A 22,574-nucleotide genomic window follows, 5' to 3' on the forward strand; every position below is an offset into this window, starting at 1 on the left:
ACGGATACGTATTAACGAAAGGATATCGTTGTGCATGGAATGCGAACGGGCATTATCGGCCTGACCCTTCTTTTATCACTGACTGCCTGTGTAAGTGGTGGTCAGGCAAAGACGTCTGCTGCCATGACTGATGCGCCAGCATCTGGCGATCTGAATCAATCGGCTGGCATGCTGAGTCTCAATCCCGTGCCGCTCTATGGCATGCCGGAGTTGTCATTGGGTGCGGAGTGGCAGAGTGGCAATGATCCGCTGCTGCAATTATGTGATCTCCGCAAGCGTCAGCTCGACGCAGACAAACCATTGGTGCTTTATCTTGATGGTGAGCATGAAATATTAACGCTGCAGCGTTCAGATGCGGTTGCCGGCGCTTCTTGCGGCTATTTTGTGACTACGCCGGATCAGCTGGACCGCATTGCCAGTCGTCAGACGGTTATGCTGCGGGTTTACTTTGCCGGTCAAACCGTTGAGCAGCGTATTTCGGGAACTATGTCGGATTATTTCTCACGCCCGAAAATGCTGGGGCCACAGCAGCGGCTGAAGCGTTTTGTTGATGCATTGCAGGATTTAAATCTCAGCAGTGCGCTGGTCGATGGCTGAAAATCAGATAACTGCTTGATATCTCAATGAGTTTTCGCTAATGTGCCGCCACCTGATGTTCATCGGGTCGTTATGGTGGCCTCTGCTGGTCCCCTCGCAACGATACGCCGCGAACCCCGCCAGGCCCGGAAGGGAGCAACGGTAGTGGCTGACTCGTGTGCCGGGGTGTGGCTGGTAGAGGTCATCTCCAAATTCTCCTGACTTTCCCCTCCTTACAAGGTATTATGCGCCTCATTGCGTAATCTCTGGTGCTGGAAAATTCATGAGTTATCAAGTACTTGCTCGAAAGTGGCGACCACGTTTCTTTGATGAAATGGTGGGGCAGGAGCATGTGCTGAAAGCGCTCATTAATGCCCTCAATGAGCAGCGCCTGCATCATGCTTATCTGTTTACCGGTACCCGCGGAGTCGGTAAAACGACCATCGCCCGGATTCTTGCCAAATGCCTTAATTGCGAGCAGGGCATCAGTGCACGTCCCTGTGGTGAGTGCAGTGCCTGCCGTGAAATTGCCGAAGGTCGCTTTGTTGACCTGATTGAAGTCGATGCCGCATCGCGCACCAAAGTCGAAGACACCCGTGAACTTCTTGATAACGTTCAGTATGCGCCAAGCCGGGGCCGCTTTAAGGTTTATCTGATCGACGAAGTGCACATGCTGTCGACCCACAGTTTTAATGCCTTGCTGAAAACGCTGGAAGAGCCTCCCGCGCATGTGAAGTTTCTGCTGGCCACCACTGATCCGCAAAAACTGCCGGTGACCGTGCTGTCACGCTGTCTGCAGTTCAGTCTGAAAAATATGACCCCTGAGCGCATTGTCTCTTATCTGGGTAAGGTGCTTGAGGCTGAAAAAATCGGCTATGAAGAACCTGCTCTGTGGCAGCTTGGCCGTGCAGCACAGGGCAGTATGCGTGATGCGCTCAGTCTGACTGATCAGGCAATTGCCTATGGTGAAGGTCTGGTGGGTGAGGCTCAGGTTAATGCCATGCTCGGCACCATGGACCGTGGCCGTCTGTTTAAAATGGCTGAGGTTATGGCCAGAGCCGATGCTGCGGAGGTCATGAACGAAGTCGCGGCCATGGCTGAGCATGGTCCGGATTACGATGAAGTTCTGCAGGGGTTGCTGACCATATGGCATCGCGCAGCTCTGGGGCAGGTCGTTCCTGATGCTATCGAGAATTCTCAGGGTGATCGTGAGGCGATTCTGCAGCTGGCAATGGCCATGCAACCGGAAGATTTACAGCTGTATTATCAGATTGCCCTGAATGGCCGTGCTGATCTTGCACTGGCACCGGATCCGCGTCAGGGTTTTGAAATGATTCTGCTGCGCATGCTGGCTTTCCGCCCGGCGCCTGCGGCTCCGCTGGAGCTGGATCTGGAATCGGCACTGCAAAAAAAAAAGCGTCTCAGCTCTGACTCCCTGAGCAATCTCTCTTCAGATGTGGCTGAAGCTCCCACAGTTGTCTCAGCGACACCGGCCGAACCTGTCGAGCCTACTCCTGCAGACGTTCCTGATATCTCAACCGTTTCCGCTTTGGCTGATGAGCTGTCGTCTGATGACGGAGTTTCGGCGGATATCGAAGCACCAGATCATGCAGTAAATGTATTAGCGGACAGCATCGCAGGCGAAGCGCTTGTTGATGCGTCTGCTGATGTGCCTGAAGCCGGAATAACGGAGCAGGCTGCCGGATTTGCAACGAACGACCAATTGCTGGTTTCCGAACAGGAGGTTTCCGGGAGCGACAACAATGCTGCTATCGCTGATCTGCCTGCTGACCGTCAGCAGTACACTCAGACAGCAGCTTTAGCAGAAGAACATCTCCCACCGGCTGTGGCGGTTGTTGAGCCCACGCCGGAACCTGAATCCTTACCTGCAGATGAGCCGGTTGCCCCGGTTTCTCAGGATGATACTGCACCAACGCCTTACACCTGGTGGCAATGGGTGAATAAACTGAAACTGGCCGGTCTGCCGATGGCAATTGCCCGTAACAGTGCTTTGGTGCGGGTGGATGGTGATCGTTATATTTTTGATGTTGACCCTGTTCAGGGCGCATTATTCAACGATGGGCAGCGTTTACGGATTCAGGACGCGATGCGCGAATGGCTGCCTCAGGCAGTGGTTGAAATGACGCTGCAGCTGCCGCGCGGAGAAACCCCGGAGCAGCGCCGGCAGCGTGAAGCGGCTGAAGCCCATTACGGGGCCAAGCAGGCAATTGAAGCCGATCCGCTGGTGCAGCGGGTCCTGGCAGAATTTGGTGGGTTTGTCGTAGACGACAGTATCCGCCCGGTAAGTTAAATACAGATATTGGAGAATCATTATGATCAAAGGCGGAATGGGCAATCTGATGAAGCAGGCCCAGAAAATGCAGGAACAACTGCAACAGGCTCAGGCTAAGCTGGCTGATGCAGAAGTAACCGGTGAGTCTGGTGCCGGTCTGGTTAAAGTGACCATGAATGGCCGTCATGATGTTAAGCGTGTTGAGCTGGATGACTCCATCATGGAAGAAGACAAAGAAATGCTGGAAGACCTGCTGGCGGCGGCGGTGAATGATGCCGTGCGCAAAATTGAACAGCAGAATCAGGAACAGATGGGCAAGCTGACAGCAGGAATGGGTCTGCCTGCAGGTATGAAATTGCCATTCTGATATGCAATTGCCAGCGCAGTACCGTCAGCTGATTGAATGCTTTGATGCTTTGCCGGGTATTGGCCCGCGTGCGGCTGCCCGTATGGCACAGCATGTTTTGGAGCATGACTCAGGTGAACGTCTGCAACAGGCGATTCTGACTGCCCGGAGGACATTGCAACATTGCTGTTGCTGCCGGACATACAGTGATCTCAGCATTTGCCCGCTGTGTACGGATGATGAACGCAGCGCCTTGCATTTACTGGTGGTGTCCGGTGTTGAGGATCAGTTTCGCTGGGAAGAGGCCGGCTACCGCGGCGGTTATTTTGTCCTTCATGGACTGTTGTCACCGGTGGCCGGTATTGGTCCGCGGCAGTTGCATTTACCGGATCTTAAGCAGCGTGTTGAAACATTAGTTTCTGCCGCCGAATCGTCTTCTGCAGAGAATCTTCTGGTAAAGGTGGTGCTGGAATCATCCGTTGAAGCGGATGCTACCGGGCAGTTTATCGAGGATATGCTGGCCGGTTTTGCCTGTCGGGTTCAGCTGCTGACTCCAGGTCAGCTGGCAGTGGATTTACAACATGCGCGGAGCTTCTCTGCTGCAGACCATGTCCCGGCGGGAGCCGATAAATGACGCGTCTTAAAATACCTGAACCGCAGTGGATTACGACCGCGGAACAGTTGCAGGAGGCCTGCAGGCTCTGGTGTCAGGAAGCCTACATTGCTGTTGATACTGAATTTGTCCGCACCACCACGTTTTATCCGGAAGCCGGGCTTTTGCAGGTTGCTGACAGCCAAGGAAGTTACCTGATCGATCCATTAACCATTACGGATTGGCAACCACTGATCGAAGTGTTGCAGCATCCTCTGGTGGTTAAAGTCTTCCATGCCTGTGCTGAAGACCTGGAAGTATGCCGTCGTCTGACCGGGGTTGTGCCATCGCCGCTGGCGGATACTCAGATTGGTGGGGCTATGGCCGGGCTTGGGGCTTCGATGGGGTTTCAGCGCCTGGTTAAAGAGGTGCTGAATATTAATCTTCCGAAAGAAGAGACCCGCTCAAACTGGTTAATGCGTCCTCTGCGTGAGGAGCAAATCAGCTATGCCGTTGCCGATGTTCATTATTTATACCGTCTGTATCCGAAGCTGATTTCACTGCTGAAAAAACTGGGCCGGCAATCCTGGCTTGCAGAAGATTGCGAACGTTTGCTGAATACATCGGAAAAATCCGAAAAAGCGAACCTGTATTTTCGCCGGGTTAAGTTGGCCTGGAAGTTACGCCCGCAGGAATTATTGCTGCTGCAGCATCTGGTGTTGTGGCGCGAACAGCAGGCGCGTGAGCGTAATGTTCCGCGCAGCAAAGTCGTTGATGACAACAGCTTGTGGAATATTGCGCGCTTTAAACCCCGTAACCGGGATCAGCTGGTTAAAGCCGGAATGCGCCCTCAGGCGGTAAGGGAAGATGGCAAGACGCTGCTGGATATTGTCAGTCAGGTACAGACTATGGATAAAAGCCTGTGGCCAAAACAGTTGGATAAACCACTGTCGCCCCAGGCCGGACAGTGGCTGAAATTACTTAAAGAAGCCGTGGTCAGTAAGGCGGAATTACTCGATGTTCCACCAGATTTACTGGCGCGCAAAAAAGCACTGGAGGCGTTAATCCGCTCCGGATACCCGAATGGTCCCTTTAAATTGCCGGAAAGCCTAAGTGGTTGGCGCAAAGCGGAAATAGGGGATTATTTAATGATGATTTTGCAGGATCAGACGAGAGTGATCTCGCTGAGAAAACCGACTCATGACGAAAGTACTGTGTGACGTCTACAAGACGAAAAAGAAAGATGAAACCTACCTCTACGTATCCCGTAAGGATGCGTTGACGCGTGTTCCGGATGCTCTGATTGAACAATTTGGTAAGCCAGAACTGGCGATGACCATGATTCTTACGCCGGAGAAAAAACTCGCCCGGGCCGATATCGATAAGGTTCTGAAGGCGCTGGATGAGCAGGGTTTCTATTTGCAGATGCCGCCAGCCAAAGAAACTTACATGCTTGATCTGTTCTGCAAACTGGACAAAGAATGAGCGCACAACCTTTCTGGAAAGAAAAAACTCTGCGCGAGATGAGTCGTACAGAGTGGGAATCGCTGTGTGACGGTTGTGGTTTGTGTTGTCTGCATAAACTTGAAGACGAAGACAGTGGTGAGGTGTATTACACCGATGTGCACTGTCGTTATATGGATACCAGTAATTGCAGTTGCACGGTTTACCAGGAACGTAATATCAAAGTGCCGAACTGTGTCTGGCTAAGTCCGGAGCAGGCCGAAAGCTTTTTCTGGTTGCCTGAAACCTGTGCCTATCGTCTGCTGGCGGAAAAAAAGCCTTTGTTTGATTGGCATCCATTGGTATCTGGTGACCCTGCATCGGTGCATAAAGCGGGTATTTCAATTCAGAATAAAGGGATTTCTGATGATCAGATTCCCGAAGATGAATGGCAGGATCGTATTATATGGAAGGCATAATTCAGTTCTTACCCTTTTGGGCGGTCTATCTGGTATGTGCTCTGGTGGGTTATTGGTGCTGGAACCGGATGTTTTTCTGGCTGGCCGCTGACAGTGATGTGCGGCGTTTTTTGCGCATGATTGGTGCCGTGTTGTTGTTTACGCCAGCGCCTGTTGCCCAGGACTCCAATTACTTCGCTCCCGTACTGGTGGTATTGCCCTTTACGGCGATCAGTGAAGGCGTTAATGCTGCCTTGTATGCACTTAACTGGTTGCTGGCGGCTTTGTGTCTCGGTGTACTGGTGTTGGGTATGCGCCAGTTGTTGCTCTGGATCAGAGCCCGATTACAAGCAGAATGAAATAAAAAGGCGCACAGTGTGCGCCTTTTTTGTGTCCGGTACGCTCTATGTGCAGGGCTACGAATTGATTAATAAATAATCAGCTGTTCAGTGTATTTACCCTCGCTCTTTTTCTCTCCCCTGGCTGTTCAGGAATTTTACTACCCGGCATTTTGCCCAGTCAGGGATTTTTTTTATTCCTTTTCTGGCTAACCCATAAAACTTTGCTAGTTTTAATGCAGGAGTGTTCTGTATTTCTGACGGTCGTCCTCAGGTGGCCGGCGTAATCCGGAGCGGTACTTAAACTTGGGGTTTTTCCGTCAGTGGAGTAATCGGATTAGGGGCAGCAGAGTCTGCGCTCTAACGGATGAGAGGTTGGAAACATGGCTAATCATATCTTCATTCTGGCAACTGTAATGCTGTTGGCTGGCATTTTTGGGGGGCTGGTAAATTATTATCTGTATGGGGATAAAGACCCTGATGCAGCAAGTCTGCCACGTTTTCTTGTGGTTGGTGTGGGTGCTTCTTTTCTGGTGCCGGTAGTACTGGACATGGTGAACAGTGAGCTTGTTCTGGAAAGTCAGGGTGATCCGTCACGCTTGCTGATTTTTACCGGTTTTTGTCTGATTTCAGCGTTGCTGAGCCGCTTCTTTATCGACAATCTTTCCGACCGTATTCTCAATGAAGCTCAGGTAGCGAAGCAGCGTTCAGAAGAAGTGCAGCAAAACCTGCGCATTATTCAGAGTGAGCTGTTGCCATTAATCGATACTGAAACAGAACAGGACTCCGGACAGGAAGATCCGCAGGTGGTTCAGGTAAATGATGAGCTGGATGTTACCTCGACCCATGTGCTGAAAATTCTTTCCAGCGGACGTTTTATCTTCCGTTCCCTGGCCGGGGTTTGCCGTGAAGCGAATGAAGAAGAGTCGACCATTCTTAAAACATTGCATGTGCTGGTAACCCGTAGTCTGGCCGGTAAAGTCAGCGGTAAAAACGGTGTTCGCTGGCACATTACTGAGAAAGGCCGCCGCGTACTCGAATCTAACCTGTAATAGCCTGACCCCCGGGAGCATTTATGATGATTAATCGTTGGCTGTCGGGGGTGATGTTTGTATCACTCCTGTCGTTTTGTGCCGTATCTTCTGCGGCCGAATCTCCTGCCAAGCCTTCCGATGTCCGGATCATTATCGATATTTCCGGCAGCATGAAGGAAACAGACCCTGAAAATCTGCGTATTCCGGCGCTGAATCTGCTGGTCGAGTTATTACCCGATCAGTCTCAGGCTGGTGTCTGGACCTTTGGCCGTTACGTCAATATGTTGGTGCCGCTGGCGGCGGTAAACCAATCCTGGCGTGATGCGGCAAAAGAACAGGGGAAGTCTGTTAATTCTGTTGGGTTGCACACCAATCTCACTGAGGCTCTTGCTAAAGCCAGCTGGAAAGTAGCTGCAGACAGCGGTTTTAATCACAGCGTTATCCTGCTGACCGATGGCAAAATAGATATGGCCGAGGCTGGCCAGAATGCTGAGCAGGTTAATTCAGCAGAAAGAACCCGTCTGTTTAATGAAGTCCTTCCTGTTTATGCTGCTGCCGGTGCCCGTATTCATACGCTGGCTTTGTCGGATGGTGCGGATAAGAGTCTGTTGCAGCAAATTTCGCTCGAAACGGGTGGCTTGTTCCTGCAGGCATCCAGTGCCGATGAGTTACTTAAGGCTTTCCTTAAAGCCTTTGATCGCGCGGTGCCGGTTGAACAGGTTCCAATGGACGACAACCGCTTTGATATTGATGCCAGTGTTAAAGAATTTACGGCACTGATATTCCGCAAAGGCGGTGGCAAAGAAACCCGTCTTATCCAGCCGGATGGCAGTGTTATTACCTACGCAGATGCGCAACCGGAGGGAGCTGTACGCTGGCATCAGGATGTTAATTTTGACCTGATTACTGTGCAGTCGCCACAGACCGGCAGCTGGGTTGCGGATGCGGATCTTGATCCGGATAACCGGGTGCAGATTCTGTCTGACCTGACTCTGAATGTTGAAGGGCTGCCGGTCAGTCTGTTTTCCGGTAATCCGCTGGAATTGGAGATCGCTCTGAAAAATGCCGGAAGCATTGTTGCCGAAGATGCTTTGCTGCGGCTGACCGACATCAGTCTGAAAGTAACGGCACCGGATGGCCGCTCAGGCAGTAAGTTATTGTCAGATCCCGAAAACCTGCCAACCGATGGTATTTTCCGTGAGGCATTAACCCGCCTGTCGCAGGTAGGGGAATACCGCTTTGAGATCAATGCGATTGGCCGTACGTTTCAGCGCCGTCAGGTATTAAGTTCAACGTTGATGGAACCTTTGCGGGTTGAGATCCTGCCACAGCCTGCGGAGCAGAAAGTAGAAATCCGTGTTATTCCTGAAGGCGCTAATGTTGATTCGGGGCTGAGTCGGGTTATCGCCAAAATCAGCAGTCCGGATGAAAGCTCCATCATTCAGTCAATGGAATTTGATGCAGCCCAGCAGGCCTGGATTCTGGAACTGCGCGCCGATAAAGGACCGGGGGCGTATGATATTGTGCTGAATATTCGTGGCGTATCGAAGGGCGGAGCCACGTTCAAGAGCAAGCCGGATGATATCCGCGTTGAGTTTCCACTGATTGATCCTGATGCGCCGGCGGTTGCTGCTCCGGCAGCTGAGTCTGATGCAGAATCTGCTGCTGTGGATGTGTCGCCGCAGAATATACCCGAGTCAGAGCAAATGCCGGAAACCGGGCCTGATGCCAGTATTCAGACACAGGTTGTCGATGAGGAAAAACCTGCACCTGCTGAGGAGCCTGCTGCGGAAGTCATTAAACCAGATCTGGCAAAACGCTTTGCTGAACAGGAGGATGTTGTTGAGCCTCCGGTGAAGGAAGAAGAGGGCATTGCCTGGTGGGTTTACCTGCTGTTGGCATTGGGTAACCTCGCGGTCTTTGGTGGTGCCGGCTACTGGTGGTTTATGAAACGCCGTCAGAGCAGTGCTGCTTCGGCAGCGGCGCCTGCCTCCCATGATAGATTACCTGACGATCTGCCCCATGATGATCTGACGGATGACGACTTTGCCGGCGATTTCGATGCCTTTGATGGGGAATCAGAAGAAGAAATCCCGCTGCCGTCCTCGGCTCCGTCATCGATGGGAGGGGATACGGATATTAATGTTTCGCTGGACGATGATTTTGATATCGACCCGGATGAAAACCCGGTCGCCGATGACGACTGGGGAGAGTTTGACGCTGATAATGAATCCTCTTCGGGATCTCCGGATGATGATGAGAACAAACCTGCCTGATTGCGCAATACACCCTCAGTGAATAACCGAGGGTGATCTCCGGCCGGCAGTATCATTTTGCTGGCCGCTAATGCCTTGCTGATAAGCACCCCCCTACTTATACTGCTGACCTATTTTGTCGAATGAATGACTTAGAGGTTTGTATGAAGTTTCAGGGCACCCAGGAATACGTCGCAACGCCGGAACTGCAGTTAGCGGTTAATGCGGCCATCGCATTACAGCGCCCGCTGTTGCTGAAAGGGGAGCCTGGTACCGGAAAAACCATGTTGGCTGAGCAATTGGCCGAATCATTGGGTACTGAACTCATCCAATGGCACATCAAAAGTACAACCAAAGCTCATCAGGGCCTGTACGAGTACGATGCGGTATCACGCCTGCGGGACTCCCAGCTGGGCGTCGACAAGGTTCACGACATTGCCAACTACATCGTTAAAGGTAAGCTTTGGCAGGCCTTTACCGCCGATAAGCCAGTGGTGCTGCTGATCGATGAGATCGATAAAGCAGACATCGAATTCCCGAACGATCTGCTGCTGGAACTCGATAAGATGGAGTTCTTTGTGTATGAAACACAGGAGCGCATTGTCGCCAAGCACCGTCCGATCATCCTGATTACCAGTAACAATGAGAAAGAACTGCCGGATGCGTTCCTGCGCCGCTGTTTCTTCCATTACATCGACTTCCCGGATCGTGACACCATGAAATCCATTGTTGATGTGCATTTTCCGCGCATTCAGGCTGAGCTGGTGCGTGATGCACTGGATGTTTTCTTCGATGTGCGCAAGGTACCGGGCCTGAAGAAAAAGCCTTCCACCTCAGAGCTTATTGACTGGCTGAAACTGCTGATGGCCGATGAAATCGGCCCCGACGTACTGCGCAATGCGGATACCAGCAAAGCTATTCCGCCATTGTACGGCGCTCTGCTGAAAAACGAGCAGGATGTACAGTTGCTGGAAAAACTGGCTTTTATGAGTCGTCGCAAAGGCTGATCCGATGCTGATTGATTTCTTCCAGACCGTCCGTAACGCCCGCGTACCCTGTTCGGTACGCGAGTATCTGGATCTTGTGCAGGCGGTTAAAGCCCATGTGGTGTTTGCCGATCTGGACGAGTTTTATGCGCTGGCCCGGCTCTGCCTGGTAAAAGACGAAAAGCACTACGATAAGTTCGATAAGGCTTTCGCCGCTTATTTTCAGGGGCTGGATACACTGCCTTCCTTTATGGAAGAGGCCAATATTCCGGCTGACTGGATGCGTAAGGAATTCGAACGCATGTTGTCAGAAGAGGAAATGGCCAAAATCGAAGCGCTTGGCGGGCTGGATAAGGTCCTCGAAGAGTTTAAAAAGCGCCTTGAGGAGCAACATAAGCGCCATCAGGGCGGCAATAAAATGATCGGTACCGGCGGTACTTCGGCCTTTGGTGGTAACGGCTATAACCCGGAAGGTATCCGCATTGAGCAGGGTAAGTCGCGTCATAAAAAGGCTATTAAGGTCTGGGAACAGCGCAACTACAAAGACCTCGATGACAGCATTGAGCTGGGTATCCGCAATATCAAAGTTGCGCTGCGCCGTTTGCGTAAATTTGCCCGTCAGGGCTCGGTAGAAGAGCTGGATCTGGGCGACACCATTGCTTCCACTGCGCGCAATGCCGGTTTTCTGGATATCAAGATGGTGCCGGAGCGGCACAACTCGGTCAAAGTGCTGCTGTTTTTCGATATCGGCGGTTCAATGGATCCGCACGTGCGCGTCTGCGAGGAGTTGTTCTCTGCCGCCCGCACCGAGTTCAAGCATATGGAGATCTTTTATTTCCATAACTGCCTGTATGAGTCGGTCTGGAAAAACAATATCCGTCGTAACAATCAGCGTACCGACACCTGGGATATCCTGCGCAAATTCGGACCTGACTACAAAGTGATCTTTGTTGGTGATGCCATGATGGCACCTTACGAAGTAACCCACGTCGGTGGCAGTGTTGAGCACTGGAATGAAGAGCCGGGGGCTGTCTGGATGCAGCGTATGGCGGACCACTACGGCAAGTTGGTATGGCTGAATCCTGCCCCTGAGTCTTACTGGGGTCAGGGTGGGTCGCTGGGGGCGATCCGTGAAATTGTAAATCAGCATATGTACCCGCTGACGCTTAAAGGGCTGGAAACAGCGATGCGCTACCTCAGTAAATAGGGGCGTGGCAATCATTAGTTTGTACGGAAGTACCGATTGATTGCGGGGCGCGCTTTATAGGACAATGGCGCGCTGATGGCATGGATGCCCACATAACTAGAAAAATGAAAAGGGCTTTAGACCAATGCTGGTCCAGGGGAATCTTTGGTGTCTGCTTACCCGCCGGGTAAGACAGATGCTCTACATCACCACGTTCTGTCTGATCTGTGCTCCGTCGTGGGCGCAACAGGAACAACTGTATCTGCGCAAAGGGCCGGGCAGTGCCTTTCCTGTTATCTTCGAAGTTTCTTCCACCGAACAATTACAACCACTGCGTTTGCAGGGGGAATGGCTGCTGCTCAGCAATGGCCGCCGTCAGGGCTGGCTGCCGGTCGCTCAGGTGCCTGAGTCATCCGGTTTGAGCCGCGCCCAGCGCTGGTATCTCAAGGATGCCCTGCGTCCGGGTAACTGGCAGGTACAGGGCGGCTGGAACAGTGAAACGGCTCTGCAGCTGGGCGTCAGCTATCCACTGGATGAGTATCGACTGGCGGCACGTTTTACCCGTGCCAATGCGGGTGAGCAGGCCTGGCAGAGTGCCGAGCTGGGGCTGGAACAGGTGTTTTCCCGTTATGCGGCCTGGTCTCTGCAAGGTTTTGCCGGCCTTGGGTTGGGGATCAATGAACAGGGTAGCCGCCACTGGGATGAAAACGGACGGGAAACCTCGACGGCGCTTTTTACGGTTTCCGGTGATGTTGTCTGGCCACTGGAAAAACGCCTGGATTTGCGTCTGCGTCTGCAGGCTTCACAGGCGCTGGGCGCTGATCAATCTGCACATACGGCCGTTGCGCTGATCTGGAATCTGAGTTTATGAAGTATCTGATCCTTTGTTTGTTGGCTGTACCTTTATTGGTCAACGCAGAAACCACCGATATATACCAGCCACGCATCAAAGTGGCTGGTCTGGAAAAATCTGAAAATATCAGCCGCCGCTACGGCAGCTGGGGTGTTGGCGTTGCCCAGCAGGCGCAGGATAATCTCAGCAGCCGCACCGCGCTGAATTTTACTGGCCGCTGGTTTGCAGGAGAGCGCTGGTATCTGCTCGGCAGTGCACAACTTGCTCCTTTTAATCAGAGCGAAATCCGTAACAGCAGTGGCCAGGTTTTACTGGAGTCCGGCGAACAGGCCAATGTATTGGCCGGCGGCGCCGGGTACGCTTTTCTGCAGGGTGCTGCCAGTCTCAGTGGCCGGACAAGCTACCCGTGGCAGGTTGCTGTGGAAGGGCTGATGGGCGAGCAATATACCGGTGACAGCAGCGGCCGCTACACTGGCCTGGCCTTTTCCTGGCAGTTGCTGGGTGATGACTACTGGCTGGCAACAGAATGGCGTGTCTATCAGAGTGATGACAGCCGTCTGGATAAACTGAACGTAAATAAGGGTATGCAATGGGGCATTTCATTCGGCTCTTATTTCTGAGTCTGTGCGTGATCAGTGCGCAGGCTGAAGAACTCAGTGCGGCAGGTACGCTGGCTCCGGGGCAGCTGGTAGACGATTTTTCTATGCCGTCCGCCATTGGTGGCTGGGGGCAGCGTCTGGCGGAACAACGTGGCAAGCCGGTGATGCTGATCTGGCTGGACCGCTGTAACCAGTGTCAGGAAGAGCTGGTGCGCTATCAGCTGCTGGCAGAAAGTTACGCACTGGATCAACTGGTTGCCTGGTTTATCTGGGCGCCGCACAAAAATGATGTGCCGCCGAAAATGCGCTTGCCGGTATTGCTGAATGACCAGTACTGGTCTCAGAGCTGGGGATTTAACCCCCGCCCGGCAATCATGCTGATTAATAAAGATGGCGTGCTGGATCACCTGATTCTGGGGGAGCTGTCCGGGCACTATGACGAAACTGAAAAGACACTGGCACAATGGATGACTGAGCAACAGTTGCAGGCCAGTGCGGAGAACGGACAATGAAAAAATTATCACTGCTGGCAGCCTGTGCGCTGCTGGGTATTCTGGCAATGCCAGTGCAGGCAGAGCAACAGAATGCTAATATTGCGGCCGATATTGTTCAGGTTAAACGCTCGGTGCTGGAGCTGAATAAAGACCTGTACGAGCTGGAAGAAGATCTGCTCAGTCCGGCAACCACCCGTGCGGCCTTTTATTTTTCGCTGACGTACGGTGAATTTTTTGAACCGCTTTCGATTGAAGTCAGTGGGGCGGGTTTTGAGGCGGTACGTCATATTTATACCGAACGACAGGTTGCGGCCTTGCGTATGGGGGCTGTTCAGCCACTGGCTAATATTAATCTGGGGCCGGGCAAACACAATTTGCGTGCAATTATCCGTGGTGTGGATCAGCTTGGACAAAACCGTGAACTGGTTGTCGAGCAGCAGGTAGAAAAAACCGATAAACCGTTATTGCTTGAATTTGTTGTCAGTGATGTTGCCGAGCAGCAAAGTGCCGCAGCGCAGTTGAAATTCTGGTAACCGGTGTACGGATGACAACTTTCTGATGCGACATTATTTACTGCTTCTTCCTATGCTGTGCCTGTTGTCGGTTGCCCATGCAGCTGACGCGGATATCACGGCAGAAGCCATTGCCGTGCACCCCTCAGCAGGCATTTCCAGTGAAAATCAGCCCGAAAGCGCAGAGCAGCGTCTGCTGCGCGGTGCATTTTATTATCACTACCTGACCAACAATTATCAGCAGGCACTGGTCAGTCTTGATCGCATGCAGAAAGCTTATGGTCAGGGCGGAACGGTCGCCGAAGTGACCGTTATGAAGGCCGCTATTCTGCTGGCCCTCGGACTTGAAGACGATGCCGATGCTTTGTTTGCTGATACCGAAGCCTATGGCACTGAAGCATCGGCAGACGCCTGGTTTCATCTGGCCCGGCGCTGGCAGGCAAAATCTGAATGGGAAAAATCCGAGCGCTGTATCCGCCGGGCTTTACAGCTGGATAGCGGAGCCGCAGGTTCTGCCAACGCATTAAATGCTGCCTATCGGGAAGAGGCAAAATTCATTCTGGTTGCCAGTCTGGCAGAACAGGACAGAATGCATGATGCCAACGATGTGCTGGTAACCATGAGCCAGGATGGTATCTGGAGCGGTTATGCCCGCTATAACCAGATGTTGTCATTAATGCGTCTGCATGCGGTCAGTCGTGATCTGGAAAAATTAATCGAAGAAGCCACGTATTATTTGCCGGATACCTACGAAGGCCATTCCTTAAAAGACAGAATTTTATTGGTTGCCGGTATTTATGCTCTGGATGCCGGTAAATACCGTCAGGCTGAAGCTTATTTACGTCAGATCAGTTTAGACAGCGCATTTACGGCGCCCGGATTATTGCAGTATGGCTGGTCGCTGGTTGATCAGTGGAAATACGAAGAGGCCATGCAACCGTGGCGGATTCTGCAACAGCGTTTCAGCGAATTTCACCCGGCGGTTATCGAATCCGTATTGGCGGTGCCCCACGCCCTTGAATTACTGAATGCGACCACACAATCGCTGAAAACCTACGAATTTGTCGAGCAGCGTTTGCTTGGCATGCTGGATACTCTGCGGGAGCAAAACGCCCGGCCACAGATTTCAGCCTGGCTGAATGAGTGGGAAAATCAGCAGCAAGGGCAATCCTGGGGTTGGCAACGGGTTAATCTTGGCGATATGCCCGACGGTGCGCTGTCCAGAACATTGCAGGATCTGCTGGATGACCGCGATTTTAATCAGATGACCTCGGCTCTGCATGATCTGAACAGCATGATGAATGATGTCCGCCGCCAGCAGCAGGATCTGAAGTTGTGGCAGGAGGTGCTGCAACACCGCCAACAAAAACTGACTGGGCTGAATGCAGATAAAAAACTGCAGCGTCTCGAACAGCGTCAGGCTGAACTGACACGCGATGTTCTCGCCTTGCAGCAGCGCTTACAGGCGGAAGATAAAAAAGTATTTGCCTTTGCTTCAGTTGCTGACCAGCAGAATGTCGATCACCTGGCAGCTGTTGTGCCACGCATTGAATTTCTGCAGCGCCTGAATACACCAACCCGTGATCTGGGTATTTATAAAGAACGCTGGCGCCGCAGCCGCGGCCTGCAGCTGTGGCGCATTTATGAAGAAAAGCCGGATCGTCAGTGGCAGGCACAAAAAAATTATTGGCAATTGCAGGGCGTTACCTCTGCCTTGCTGGAACAGCTGGAAAATACCCGTACAGCACTGACCTGGGCAGACAGCAGCTGGCAGGGCTTTCCGCAGCGTGTCGCTCAGCAACAGCGCCTGCTTGAACAACAGGAAAAGCGTCTGCAGCAACTGCATGAACAGCAACGGGAGCAGATTATTGCTCATGTTTCCCGCCATATGACAGAACTGGATGTGAGAATCACCGACTACCTGGCGCAGGCACGACTCTCCATTGCACGTCTGTACGATGATTCCTTACAACAGCAGGTTGCCGGTGGTGAAGCGGAGGGCAAAAATGAATAATTTTGCCTTGCACGTACTTTTTTTATTAATTATTACCTCGCTGACGGGCTGCAGCCTGTTTTCACAGCCGGACGATACGGAAAAAACGCTGGGAAATATTAACGGCCTTAAAGTCCGTTTATTATCCAATGATCCGCTGGAAACCAGCCATGACGATGTGATTGAGCGTTATCAGGGTTATCTTGATGTTGCTACCGAACCGGAAATGCGCATTCGTGTCGCCCACCGTATTGCCAGTCTTAAACTGCAGGCAGAAGAAATTGCGCTGGATAATATACCGGAAGAGACTGATTCCGGTCTGGATATCAGCGCAACGCGTGAAGAACGCGCTCAGGCCATTGCTTCAATCAGGGATTATGAATCGTTGCTGGAGGCATACCCGGACCGTTCCGATAACGATGCCATGCTGTACCAGCTGGCTAAAGCCTACAGCATGGCCGGGCGTATGCAGTCTGCCATTGCAACACTGGAACAATTGGTTGCCGATTTTCCGCGCTCGGTTTATTACCTTGAAAGTGAATTCCGTCTGGCGCAATTGCTGTACGCATCCGGTGATTATGAAGGGGCAGAGCAGGCTTATCAGCGCCTGATTGACCGCGGCCCGGAAGACAATCAGTACTACGTCAGTGCCGGTTATCTGCAGGGCTGGTCTATTTTTAAGCAGGATCGTCTGCAGGACAGTCTGCTGGCTTTTACCCGTTTATTGGATGAGCAATATCCAACTGTCGCGACCTTGTCCGATGCCAAAGGTGGTGAGCTGGATATGCTCAACGACATCCTGCGGATTATGGCCATCATGTTTGATGACCTTGGAGACTGGGAACAGATTGCTTTATTTTATGATCAGCATGGCAAGCGCCATTATGAATATCTGATTTATGACCGGCTGGCGACGCTGTACTACGACAAACAATATTATAAAAGCGGGGCATCTACCTTACGCGCCTTTGTTCTGCGTTACCCGGATGATGTGCTGGCGCCGGTATATTACGAACGTCTGATCGAAGGCTATAAAACCGCACGCTATCCAAACCTGATGCGCAAGCATAAAGAAATCTATATCGGTATGTTTGGCGTCGGCGGCAATTACTGGCTGAACCATACAGAAGCTGTGCAGCAGACGCTGGAAAAAACGCTGGCAACTTACATCTGGGATCTGGCGGGCTTCCATCATGCCTGGGGGCAGAACAGTAAAAAGCTGAAAGATAAGCGTGAACGGTTGGCGGAAGCTGAACGCTGGTATAAAGAATATATCCGCAGTTTTCCCGAAGCGGATGACACGGTTAAAGCCCATTTTCTGTTAGCTGAGGTGGCGTTCGAACTGCAGGATTACCCTCTGGCCAAAGATCATTATGAGATCGTGGCTTATCAGTATCCGGGTTATGAAAAAGCGGCCGAAGCGGGTTATGCCGCCATTCTTGCATTTAATAAATACCGCCCGGCGAAAACGGAAGCACTGGCTTGGCGTCAGGCAACGGTTGCCAGCGCAATGCGCTTTGTGCAGGAGTTTCCACAGGATGAGCGCAGTGGCACCGTGCTGGTTAATACCGCAGAAATGCTGCTGAAAGATAAATACTATCCGCAGGCACTGACCACGGCGCGTCTGGCGTCGCAGGTCGAAGCTGATCTGCCTGAACGTTACCGTTATGGGGCGGCGCTGGTACGCGGACATGCCAGTTTTGAACAGGGCCTGTTTGCTGAATCCGAGGAAGCGCTGGGCAAAGCCCTGACTTACAGCAAACTGGATAAGAAAACCCGGCGTGAGTTACGGGATAAAGTCGCTGCCACGGTTTATAAACAAGGCGAGCAGGCAAAAGAGCAGGGTGACCTGACCGCAGCGGTTGGCCACTGGCGCCGTCTGGCAACCGTTATTCCGGAAAGTAATACCCGCATTATTGCCGAATATGATGCGGCAACCTTATTAATGCAGATGAAAGATTATGATCAGGCCATTGAAGTACTGCTGCATTTCCGTGAGCAATATCCTGAGCATAAGTTAACCGCCGATATCCCAAGTAAACTGATCGTCGCTTACGAAGATAAAGGCGAGTGGCGTAAGGCCGCGTTTGAGCTGCAGCGTATCTGGAATGACGGCACAGATCCAGAACAACAGCGTATCGCCTGCTATCAGTCAGCGGAATATTTTGAAAAAGGTGGCGATCTGGATAATGCGCTGGTGATGTATAAGCGTTACGCCCACAGCTATAAAAAACCTTTTGATGCAGCTGTCGAAGCGCACTTTAAACTGAACGAAATTTATGCTGCACAGAACGACGAAGAAAAACGCCGTTTCTGGCTGGATAAGGTGATAACCCTGCACAATAAAGCAGGTAAAGATCAGACAGATCGTTCACGTTATCTGGCCGCCAGTGCGGCCTATGAGCTGGGTGAATTCGAACGGGTTAAATATGAAAAAATCGCCATTACGCTGCCCCTTGATAAAAGTGTGACGCGTAAGAATGCGGTGATGCAGGCCGCACTGAAGCGTTATACCCAGGCGGTGCAGATTGGCGTACTGGAATACACAACATCGGCGACTTATCGCATTGGTCAGTTGTACGCTCAGCTGAGCAAGGCGCTGATGGAATCGGAGCGGCCAGGCGGTATGGATGAACTGGAACTGGAGGAGTATCAGTTCCTGCTGGAAGAGCAGGCATTTCCTCTGGATGAGGCGGCTATTGAAATTCATCAGACCAATGCCAACCGTACTTACGATGGTCTGTATGATGAATGGATTAAAAAGAGTTACCGGTCTTTGGGTACGCTGATGCCTGGCCAGTACAATAAAAATGAAAAGGCGCTGAGTTATGTTGATCAGATTCGTTAGCCTGTTACTGCTGGTTTTATTACAGATTGGATTGCAGGGCTGCAGCCTCTTAGGTGCTAAGCCTGAAGTGGTCGATTCTGTGCCGCAGGAAAAACCGTTGCCGCCGGAACTGATCGAGGCCTATAACGCCGGTCTGGAATTGCTGCAGGACGAAGAGTTTGATGCGGCACTGGTTCACTGGCAGGCGCTGGCGGAAAAATACGCAGAATTTCCCGGCTGCTGGACCAATCTGGCGTTGGCGCAATACCGTCTCGAGCAGTTTGATGCCAGTCTGGAAAGCCTGAATAAAGCCGTTGCCCTTAAACAGGAATTCTGCCCGGCCTATAAAGTGCTGGGACTGGTGCAACGTGAATTAGGCCAGTTCGGTGCGGCAGAAAACAGCTATCAGACGGCTCTTCAGTGTGACCCGGCGGATGTGCAGGTGCATTATAATCTGGGCATTCTCTATGACCTGTATCTGCATGATCTGGTCAAAGCGCTGCAACAATATCAGCTGGCACAGGGAATGATGACCGAACCGGATGAAACGCTGGCGATCTGGATTGCTGACCTCGAACGACGCAGTACCGAGCAGGTCGCAGGGGAGGGTTCGTAGTGATTAAATTATTTTCCTGCGCACTGTTGTTACTGTTTTTAAATAACACTGCGCTTGCTGACAATGTGGTTCGCCTTGAAGGTATCTCCATTCAGGGTAACAGTGAAGAGCCGAATGTAATGTACGTAACACCGTGGCGTCCGCCACCGGGAACCGGGCGGTTATATCAGCCGATTAACAGCTATCGTGAACAGTGGCTGCAGAGCATTGACCGCGACAGTTTCCGCCGCGAAATGCGTTACGCAGAACGCTATGCACCAAAGGAGCCGGATCAAGAACGTCTGCGCCAGCTTAGCGGGGGCTCAGCAGTGCAGTAGTACTTTTTGGTTTATGCAATAAACAACGTTTTTTGCTGAGCGGTTTAATGGTTAAATCGTCAGTAATGGGAAAGACCCGGAAGGCTGCGGCATAAGACCGGCCAATAACAACTAAGAAGCTACAAAACTACAAACCAGGGGAAGTAACTATGGATACCATCGTACGTTTTTTTCAGGAAGGCGGTACTTTTATGTACCCGATTGCCATCATTATGGCGATTGGTCTGGCCATTGCTTTTGAGCGTCTGCTGGTGCTGATGAAAGAAAAATCCAGCAACCGCCGCGCCTTTGAAGAACTGCTGCCTATGCTGCAAAAACGTGACCTGCGCGCTGCGCTGAGTTATGCCACCAGTTCAGAAACCAAAATCGGTGATATTTTCTCTGCTGCTATTGCCCGCATTCCAGGCAGTCAGCGTCGTGAAGAAATTGAATATGCGCTGGAAGAAGGCCTGATGGAAGCCATTCCACAGCTGGAAAAACGCACCCAATACGTAGCCACCCTGGCCAATATTGCAACGCTGATGGGACTGCTGGGTACCATTATGGGTCTGATCGCAGCCTTTACCGCGGTTGCCAATGCAGCGCCTGCAGAAAAAGCCGCGCTGTTGTCGCAGAGTATTTCTGTCGCGATGAACACCACGGCATTCGGTCTGATGGCAGCGATTCCGTTAATTCTGCTGCACAGCTACCTGCAATCCAAAACCAACGAAATTGTCGACAGCATTGAGATGGCCGGGGTTAAGTTCCTCAACATCATCACCGAGCGTAAGCCAGGTCAAACTCCAGCAAACAGCAACTGAGATGTAATTTCTGATGAGACGCCAAAGACGAATACAAGAAGAGGCGGAGCTCAACGTTACATCCTTTATGAATCTGATGATCGTACTGGTACCAGTACTGTTGATGAACATGGTGTTCTCACAGCTGGCGGTACTCGATCTTAAGTTGCCATTGGGAGATCAGCCGGGGGCTGTGAATCCTGAGGATGTTTCGCTCGAAGTGATTGTCCGTAAGCAGGGGTTTGAAATTACCCGAACCTATCAGGAAAAATCTGAATCGCTTGCGACACTGCCGAAAAAAGACGGAGATTACGATTACAGTGGTCTGTCTTCTGCGCTCGTGGATATTAAAAAGAATCCCGGCTTTGAAGATAAAAAAGACATCAGCCTGCTGTCGGAAGCCGATGTCGATTACCAGACGCTGATTACCGTGATGGACAGCGTACGCATTTACCCGGCGGTTATTGCTGCTTCACTGGTTGATGCAACGTTATTTCCGGAGATTTCTCTGGGCGATGCGCCGGGCGCGGAGGTGACACCATGAAAATGTCACGTCGTGCGAAGCGTATGCAGCGCAATCATAAGCGTAATGCCAATAAGAGCGGCCTGAATCTGACCGCACTGATGGATATTTTCACCATTCTGGTTTTCTTCCTGATGGTGAACCAGTCGGAAGTGGAAGTGCAGAGCAGTGATGCCATTCAGTTACCGGCCTCGCTGGCGGATAACAAGCCGAATGAGAACATCACGGTTCTGGTGAGCAAAGACGATATTCTGGTTCAGGGGCGTGCGGTCATCAGTACTGCTGCGGCCAGTAAAATCAGCGGTGAAGAAATTGCCGAGCTGAAAAAAGAACTGGATTATCTGGCATCGCGTTCACCGCTGCCGGATGAGCTGAAAGCACAGGGTCGGCCGGTCACCATTATGGGTGACAAGGACATTCCCTATGCGCTGCTGAAAAAGGTGATGAATACCTGTGCGAAGGCGGAATTCAATAATATTTCGCTGGCTGTTAATCAGAAACCACCCGCTGCGGGAGGTGCCTGATGACCGTTTATTATCGCGCACCACAACTGCCCTGGACCGACAACGGTGACCGTCAGCGCTTTCTGCCTATTCTGATTGTTTTGCTGGCAGTGGTCATGGTGCTGGGTGTGGTTATTCCGTCTGTTGATTTGCCGGAAAAAGACCGTAAGGATCTGGAGAAATTACCGCCGCAGCTGGCCAAAGTGATCGAGCGTAAAAAGCTTGAAAAACCCAAGCCAAAACCGGTGCCACCCAAAGTGGAAGAAAAGAAGCCGGAGCCTAAGCCCGAACCAAAACCGGAGCCTAAGCCTGAGCCGAAACCAGAACCACCAAAACCGAAGCCTGAGCCGAAACCTAAGCCCAAGCCGAAGGTAGAAGCGACGAAGGAAAAGCGAGAGCAAGCCAAAGAAACGGCCAAAAAGAATTTTGGCAACGATGCCTTGTCAGCGCTTAACAGTATCCGCAATCAGGTGCCGATTGCTGCATTAAACACCTCCAGTAAGGGGCTGAGTAATGCCGGCAATAAAGCGACCAGTGTCGGGACTGTGGTTGATCGTAACGCCGCAACACGGACATCCGGTGGTGTTGATGTTGCATCCTTAACCAATGCGACGGTCGGTGAAAATCTGAGTGATCGTCAGGTGACGGCGGTGGAAATGACGGCTGAACAGGAAGAAGCGGCTGCGGCTGCTACGACCCGCAGCAGAGAAGAGCTACGCCTGGTGTTTGAACAGTACAATGTGCAGTTTGACCGCCTGTATCGTGGCGCCCTGCGTAAAAATCCGGCACTGGCAGGTTCTGTAACGCTGAAGCTGGATGTGCAGCCCAATGGCTCTGTATCGTCCTGCTCGGTATTTAAAAGCGAGCTGAACGATGCTGGTCTGCATAAACGTCTGGAAATGAAGTGTCGTCAGATGCAGTTTAAAAACCGTCCTGATGTCGAAGCAATGGAAGTGGAATATCCGATCCGCTTTATGCCTCAATGATTAGGTGAAGAATAGAAAAGGCCGCATTTGCGGCCTTTTTTATTCTTTCCGGTTCGTATCGTTCC

General features: G+C 51.8%; 24 protein-coding genes and 1 other RNA gene. All 25 read left to right on the plus strand.

Going from position 1 to position 22,574, the window contains the following annotated elements:
- Positions 1-30: 30 nt before the first annotated feature.
- The 25 genes from MT343_RS08970 (at position 31) to MT343_RS09090 (ending at position 22,509) form a co-directional block, all read left to right on the plus strand.
- A complete protein-coding gene (locus tag MT343_RS08970; RefSeq protein ID WP_145468842.1) occupies positions 31-597 on the plus strand; it encodes a hypothetical protein in 567 nt (188 codons plus the stop codon).
- An 83-nt stretch (positions 598-680) separates the two neighbouring features.
- Positions 681-777, plus strand: an RNA gene (gene ffs / locus MT343_RS08975) — signal recognition particle sRNA small type.
- An 82-nt stretch (positions 778-859) separates the two neighbouring features.
- Positions 860-2,887: a DNA polymerase III subunit gamma/tau gene (gene dnaX / locus MT343_RS08980; protein ID WP_145468841.1), complete on the plus strand. Its 2,028-nt coding sequence runs from the start codon at positions 860-862 to the stop codon at positions 2,885-2,887.
- 22 nt (positions 2,888-2,909) lie between these two features.
- A complete protein-coding gene (locus tag MT343_RS08985) occupies positions 2,910-3,236 on the plus strand; it encodes a YbaB/EbfC family nucleoid-associated protein (protein WP_145468840.1) in 327 nt (108 codons plus the stop codon).
- Between the two features lies 1 nt (position 3,237).
- Positions 3,238-3,849 (plus strand): toprim domain-containing protein, encoded by a 612-nt coding sequence (locus MT343_RS08990; RefSeq protein ID WP_145468839.1) that lies wholly within the window; start codon positions 3,238-3,240, stop codon positions 3,847-3,849.
- Complete coding sequence (gene rnd, locus MT343_RS08995; protein WP_145468838.1) at positions 3,846-5,027, plus strand: ribonuclease D; 1,182 nt, start codon at positions 3,846-3,848, stop codon at positions 5,025-5,027. Before MT343_RS08990 ends, rnd begins: the two co-directional genes overlap by 4 nt.
- Complete coding sequence (locus MT343_RS09000) at positions 5,008-5,292, plus strand: YcgL domain-containing protein (RefSeq protein WP_145468837.1); 285 nt, start codon at positions 5,008-5,010, stop codon at positions 5,290-5,292. Before rnd ends, MT343_RS09000 begins: the two co-directional genes overlap by 20 nt.
- On the plus strand, positions 5,289-5,729 hold the full coding sequence (locus tag MT343_RS09005) for a YcgN family cysteine cluster protein (protein ID WP_145468836.1): 441 nt from the start codon (positions 5,289-5,291) through the stop codon (positions 5,727-5,729). Before MT343_RS09000 ends, MT343_RS09005 begins: the two co-directional genes overlap by 4 nt.
- Positions 5,717-6,067, plus strand: coding sequence for a hypothetical protein (locus MT343_RS09010; RefSeq protein ID WP_145468835.1), 351 nt, complete (start codon positions 5,717-5,719; stop codon positions 6,065-6,067). Before MT343_RS09005 ends, MT343_RS09010 begins: the two co-directional genes overlap by 13 nt.
- Before the next feature lie 362 nt (positions 6,068-6,429).
- Positions 6,430-7,098 carry a YEATS-associated helix-containing protein gene (locus tag MT343_RS09015; protein ID WP_145468834.1) on the plus strand — a complete coding sequence of 223 codons (669 nt, stop codon included), beginning with the start codon at positions 6,430-6,432 and terminating at the stop codon, positions 7,096-7,098.
- A gap of 23 nt (positions 7,099-7,121) precedes the next feature.
- Entirely contained in the window at positions 7,122-9,356 is a 2,235-nt protein-coding gene (locus MT343_RS09020) for a VWA domain-containing protein (protein ID WP_145468833.1), read from the plus strand.
- 143 nt (positions 9,357-9,499) lie between these two features.
- Complete coding sequence (locus MT343_RS09025) at positions 9,500-10,342, plus strand: AAA family ATPase (protein WP_145468832.1); 843 nt, start codon at positions 9,500-9,502, stop codon at positions 10,340-10,342.
- Between the two features lie 4 nt (positions 10,343-10,346).
- Positions 10,347-11,528, plus strand: coding sequence for a vWA domain-containing protein (locus MT343_RS09030; protein WP_145468831.1), 1,182 nt, complete (start codon positions 10,347-10,349; stop codon positions 11,526-11,528).
- 175 nt (positions 11,529-11,703) lie between these two features.
- Positions 11,704-12,378 (plus strand): hypothetical protein, encoded by a 675-nt coding sequence (locus MT343_RS09035; RefSeq protein WP_145468830.1) that lies wholly within the window; start codon positions 11,704-11,706, stop codon positions 12,376-12,378.
- The gene (locus tag MT343_RS09040; RefSeq protein ID WP_145468829.1) at positions 12,375-12,980 is read left to right on the plus strand and encodes a hypothetical protein; all 606 of its coding nucleotides are present in this window, start codon (positions 12,375-12,377) and stop codon (positions 12,978-12,980) included. Before MT343_RS09035 ends, MT343_RS09040 begins: the two co-directional genes overlap by 4 nt.
- An 8-nt stretch (positions 12,981-12,988) precedes the next feature.
- The gene (locus tag MT343_RS09045) at positions 12,989-13,471 is read left to right on the plus strand and encodes a peroxiredoxin family protein (RefSeq protein WP_186435883.1); all 483 of its coding nucleotides are present in this window, start codon (positions 12,989-12,991) and stop codon (positions 13,469-13,471) included.
- Positions 13,468-13,986: a hypothetical protein gene (locus MT343_RS09050; protein ID WP_145468827.1), complete on the plus strand. Its 519-nt coding sequence runs from the start codon at positions 13,468-13,470 to the stop codon at positions 13,984-13,986. Before MT343_RS09045 ends, MT343_RS09050 begins: the two co-directional genes overlap by 4 nt.
- A gap of 25 nt (positions 13,987-14,011) precedes the next feature.
- Positions 14,012-15,979, plus strand: a complete 1,968-nt coding sequence (locus MT343_RS09055; protein WP_145468826.1) for a hypothetical protein — start codon at positions 14,012-14,014, stop codon at positions 15,977-15,979.
- Positions 15,972-18,806: a tetratricopeptide repeat protein gene (locus MT343_RS09060; RefSeq protein WP_186435882.1), complete on the plus strand. Its 2,835-nt coding sequence runs from the start codon at positions 15,972-15,974 to the stop codon at positions 18,804-18,806. The genes MT343_RS09055 and MT343_RS09060 overlap by 8 nt, the downstream gene beginning before the upstream one ends.
- Positions 18,787-19,401: a tetratricopeptide repeat protein gene (locus MT343_RS09065; RefSeq protein WP_145468824.1), complete on the plus strand. Its 615-nt coding sequence runs from the start codon at positions 18,787-18,789 to the stop codon at positions 19,399-19,401. The genes MT343_RS09060 and MT343_RS09065 overlap by 20 nt, the downstream gene beginning before the upstream one ends.
- On the plus strand, positions 19,401-19,718 hold the full coding sequence (locus MT343_RS09070; protein ID WP_145468823.1) for a hypothetical protein: 318 nt from the start codon (positions 19,401-19,403) through the stop codon (positions 19,716-19,718). The genes MT343_RS09065 and MT343_RS09070 overlap by 1 nt, the downstream gene beginning before the upstream one ends.
- A 149-nt stretch (positions 19,719-19,867) precedes the next feature.
- Positions 19,868-20,518, plus strand: a complete 651-nt coding sequence (locus MT343_RS09075; protein ID WP_145468822.1) for a MotA/TolQ/ExbB proton channel family protein — start codon at positions 19,868-19,870, stop codon at positions 20,516-20,518.
- A gap of 13 nt (positions 20,519-20,531) precedes the next feature.
- The gene (locus tag MT343_RS09080; protein WP_145468821.1) at positions 20,532-21,041 is read left to right on the plus strand and encodes a biopolymer transporter ExbD; all 510 of its coding nucleotides are present in this window, start codon (positions 20,532-20,534) and stop codon (positions 21,039-21,041) included.
- Positions 21,038-21,544 carry an ExbD/TolR family protein gene (locus MT343_RS09085; protein WP_186435881.1) on the plus strand — a complete coding sequence of 169 codons (507 nt, stop codon included), beginning with the start codon at positions 21,038-21,040 and terminating at the stop codon, positions 21,542-21,544. The genes MT343_RS09080 and MT343_RS09085 overlap by 4 nt, the downstream gene beginning before the upstream one ends.
- Entirely contained in the window at positions 21,544-22,509 is a 966-nt protein-coding gene (locus MT343_RS09090; protein WP_186435880.1) for an AgmX/PglI C-terminal domain-containing protein, read from the plus strand. The genes MT343_RS09085 and MT343_RS09090 overlap by 1 nt, the downstream gene beginning before the upstream one ends.
- Positions 22,510-22,574: the final 65 nt, after the last annotated feature.

The organism is Venatorbacter sp. C2-1 (assembly GCF_022832715.1).
Taxonomy (GTDB): domain Bacteria; phylum Pseudomonadota; class Gammaproteobacteria; order Pseudomonadales; family Oceanobacteraceae; genus Venatoribacter; species Venatoribacter alkanivorans.

Coding starts and splice junctions, on each gene's coding strand:
- MT343_RS09005 (WP_145468836.1), top strand. CDS start 5,289: ATGAGCGCACAACCTTTCTGGAAAGAAAAAACTCTGCGCGAGATGAGT.
- MT343_RS09015 (WP_145468834.1), top strand. CDS start 6,430: ATGGCTAATCATATCTTCATTCTGGCAACTGTAATGCTGTTGGCTGGC.
- MT343_RS09055 (WP_145468826.1), top strand. CDS start 14,012: ATGCGACATTATTTACTGCTTCTTCCTATGCTGTGCCTGTTGTCGGTT.
- MT343_RS08985 (WP_145468840.1), top strand. CDS start 2,910: ATGATCAAAGGCGGAATGGGCAATCTGATGAAGCAGGCCCAGAAAATG.
- MT343_RS09090 (WP_186435880.1), top strand. CDS start 21,544: ATGACCGTTTATTATCGCGCACCACAACTGCCCTGGACCGACAACGGT.
- MT343_RS09050 (WP_145468827.1), top strand. CDS start 13,468: ATGAAAAAATTATCACTGCTGGCAGCCTGTGCGCTGCTGGGTATTCTG.
- MT343_RS09080 (WP_145468821.1), top strand. CDS start 20,532: ATGAGACGCCAAAGACGAATACAAGAAGAGGCGGAGCTCAACGTTACA.
- MT343_RS09065 (WP_145468824.1), top strand. CDS start 18,787: ATGTTGATCAGATTCGTTAGCCTGTTACTGCTGGTTTTATTACAGATT.
- MT343_RS09030 (WP_145468831.1), top strand. CDS start 10,347: ATGCTGATTGATTTCTTCCAGACCGTCCGTAACGCCCGCGTACCCTGT.
- MT343_RS08990 (WP_145468839.1), top strand. CDS start 3,238: ATGCAATTGCCAGCGCAGTACCGTCAGCTGATTGAATGCTTTGATGCT.
- MT343_RS09010 (WP_145468835.1), top strand. CDS start 5,717: ATGGAAGGCATAATTCAGTTCTTACCCTTTTGGGCGGTCTATCTGGTA.
- MT343_RS09000 (WP_145468837.1), top strand. CDS start 5,008: ATGACGAAAGTACTGTGTGACGTCTACAAGACGAAAAAGAAAGATGAA.
- MT343_RS09085 (WP_186435881.1), top strand. CDS start 21,038: ATGAAAATGTCACGTCGTGCGAAGCGTATGCAGCGCAATCATAAGCGT.
- MT343_RS09040 (WP_145468829.1), top strand. CDS start 12,375: ATGAAGTATCTGATCCTTTGTTTGTTGGCTGTACCTTTATTGGTCAAC.
- MT343_RS09025 (WP_145468832.1), top strand. CDS start 9,500: ATGAAGTTTCAGGGCACCCAGGAATACGTCGCAACGCCGGAACTGCAG.
- rnd (WP_145468838.1), top strand. CDS start 3,846: ATGACGCGTCTTAAAATACCTGAACCGCAGTGGATTACGACCGCGGAA.
- MT343_RS09020 (WP_145468833.1), top strand. CDS start 7,122: ATGATGATTAATCGTTGGCTGTCGGGGGTGATGTTTGTATCACTCCTG.
- MT343_RS09035 (WP_145468830.1), top strand. CDS start 11,704: ATGCTCTACATCACCACGTTCTGTCTGATCTGTGCTCCGTCGTGGGCG.
- MT343_RS09075 (WP_145468822.1), top strand. CDS start 19,868: ATGGATACCATCGTACGTTTTTTTCAGGAAGGCGGTACTTTTATGTAC.
- MT343_RS09060 (WP_186435882.1), top strand. CDS start 15,972: ATGAATAATTTTGCCTTGCACGTACTTTTTTTATTAATTATTACCTCG.
- dnaX (WP_145468841.1), top strand. CDS start 860: ATGAGTTATCAAGTACTTGCTCGAAAGTGGCGACCACGTTTCTTTGAT.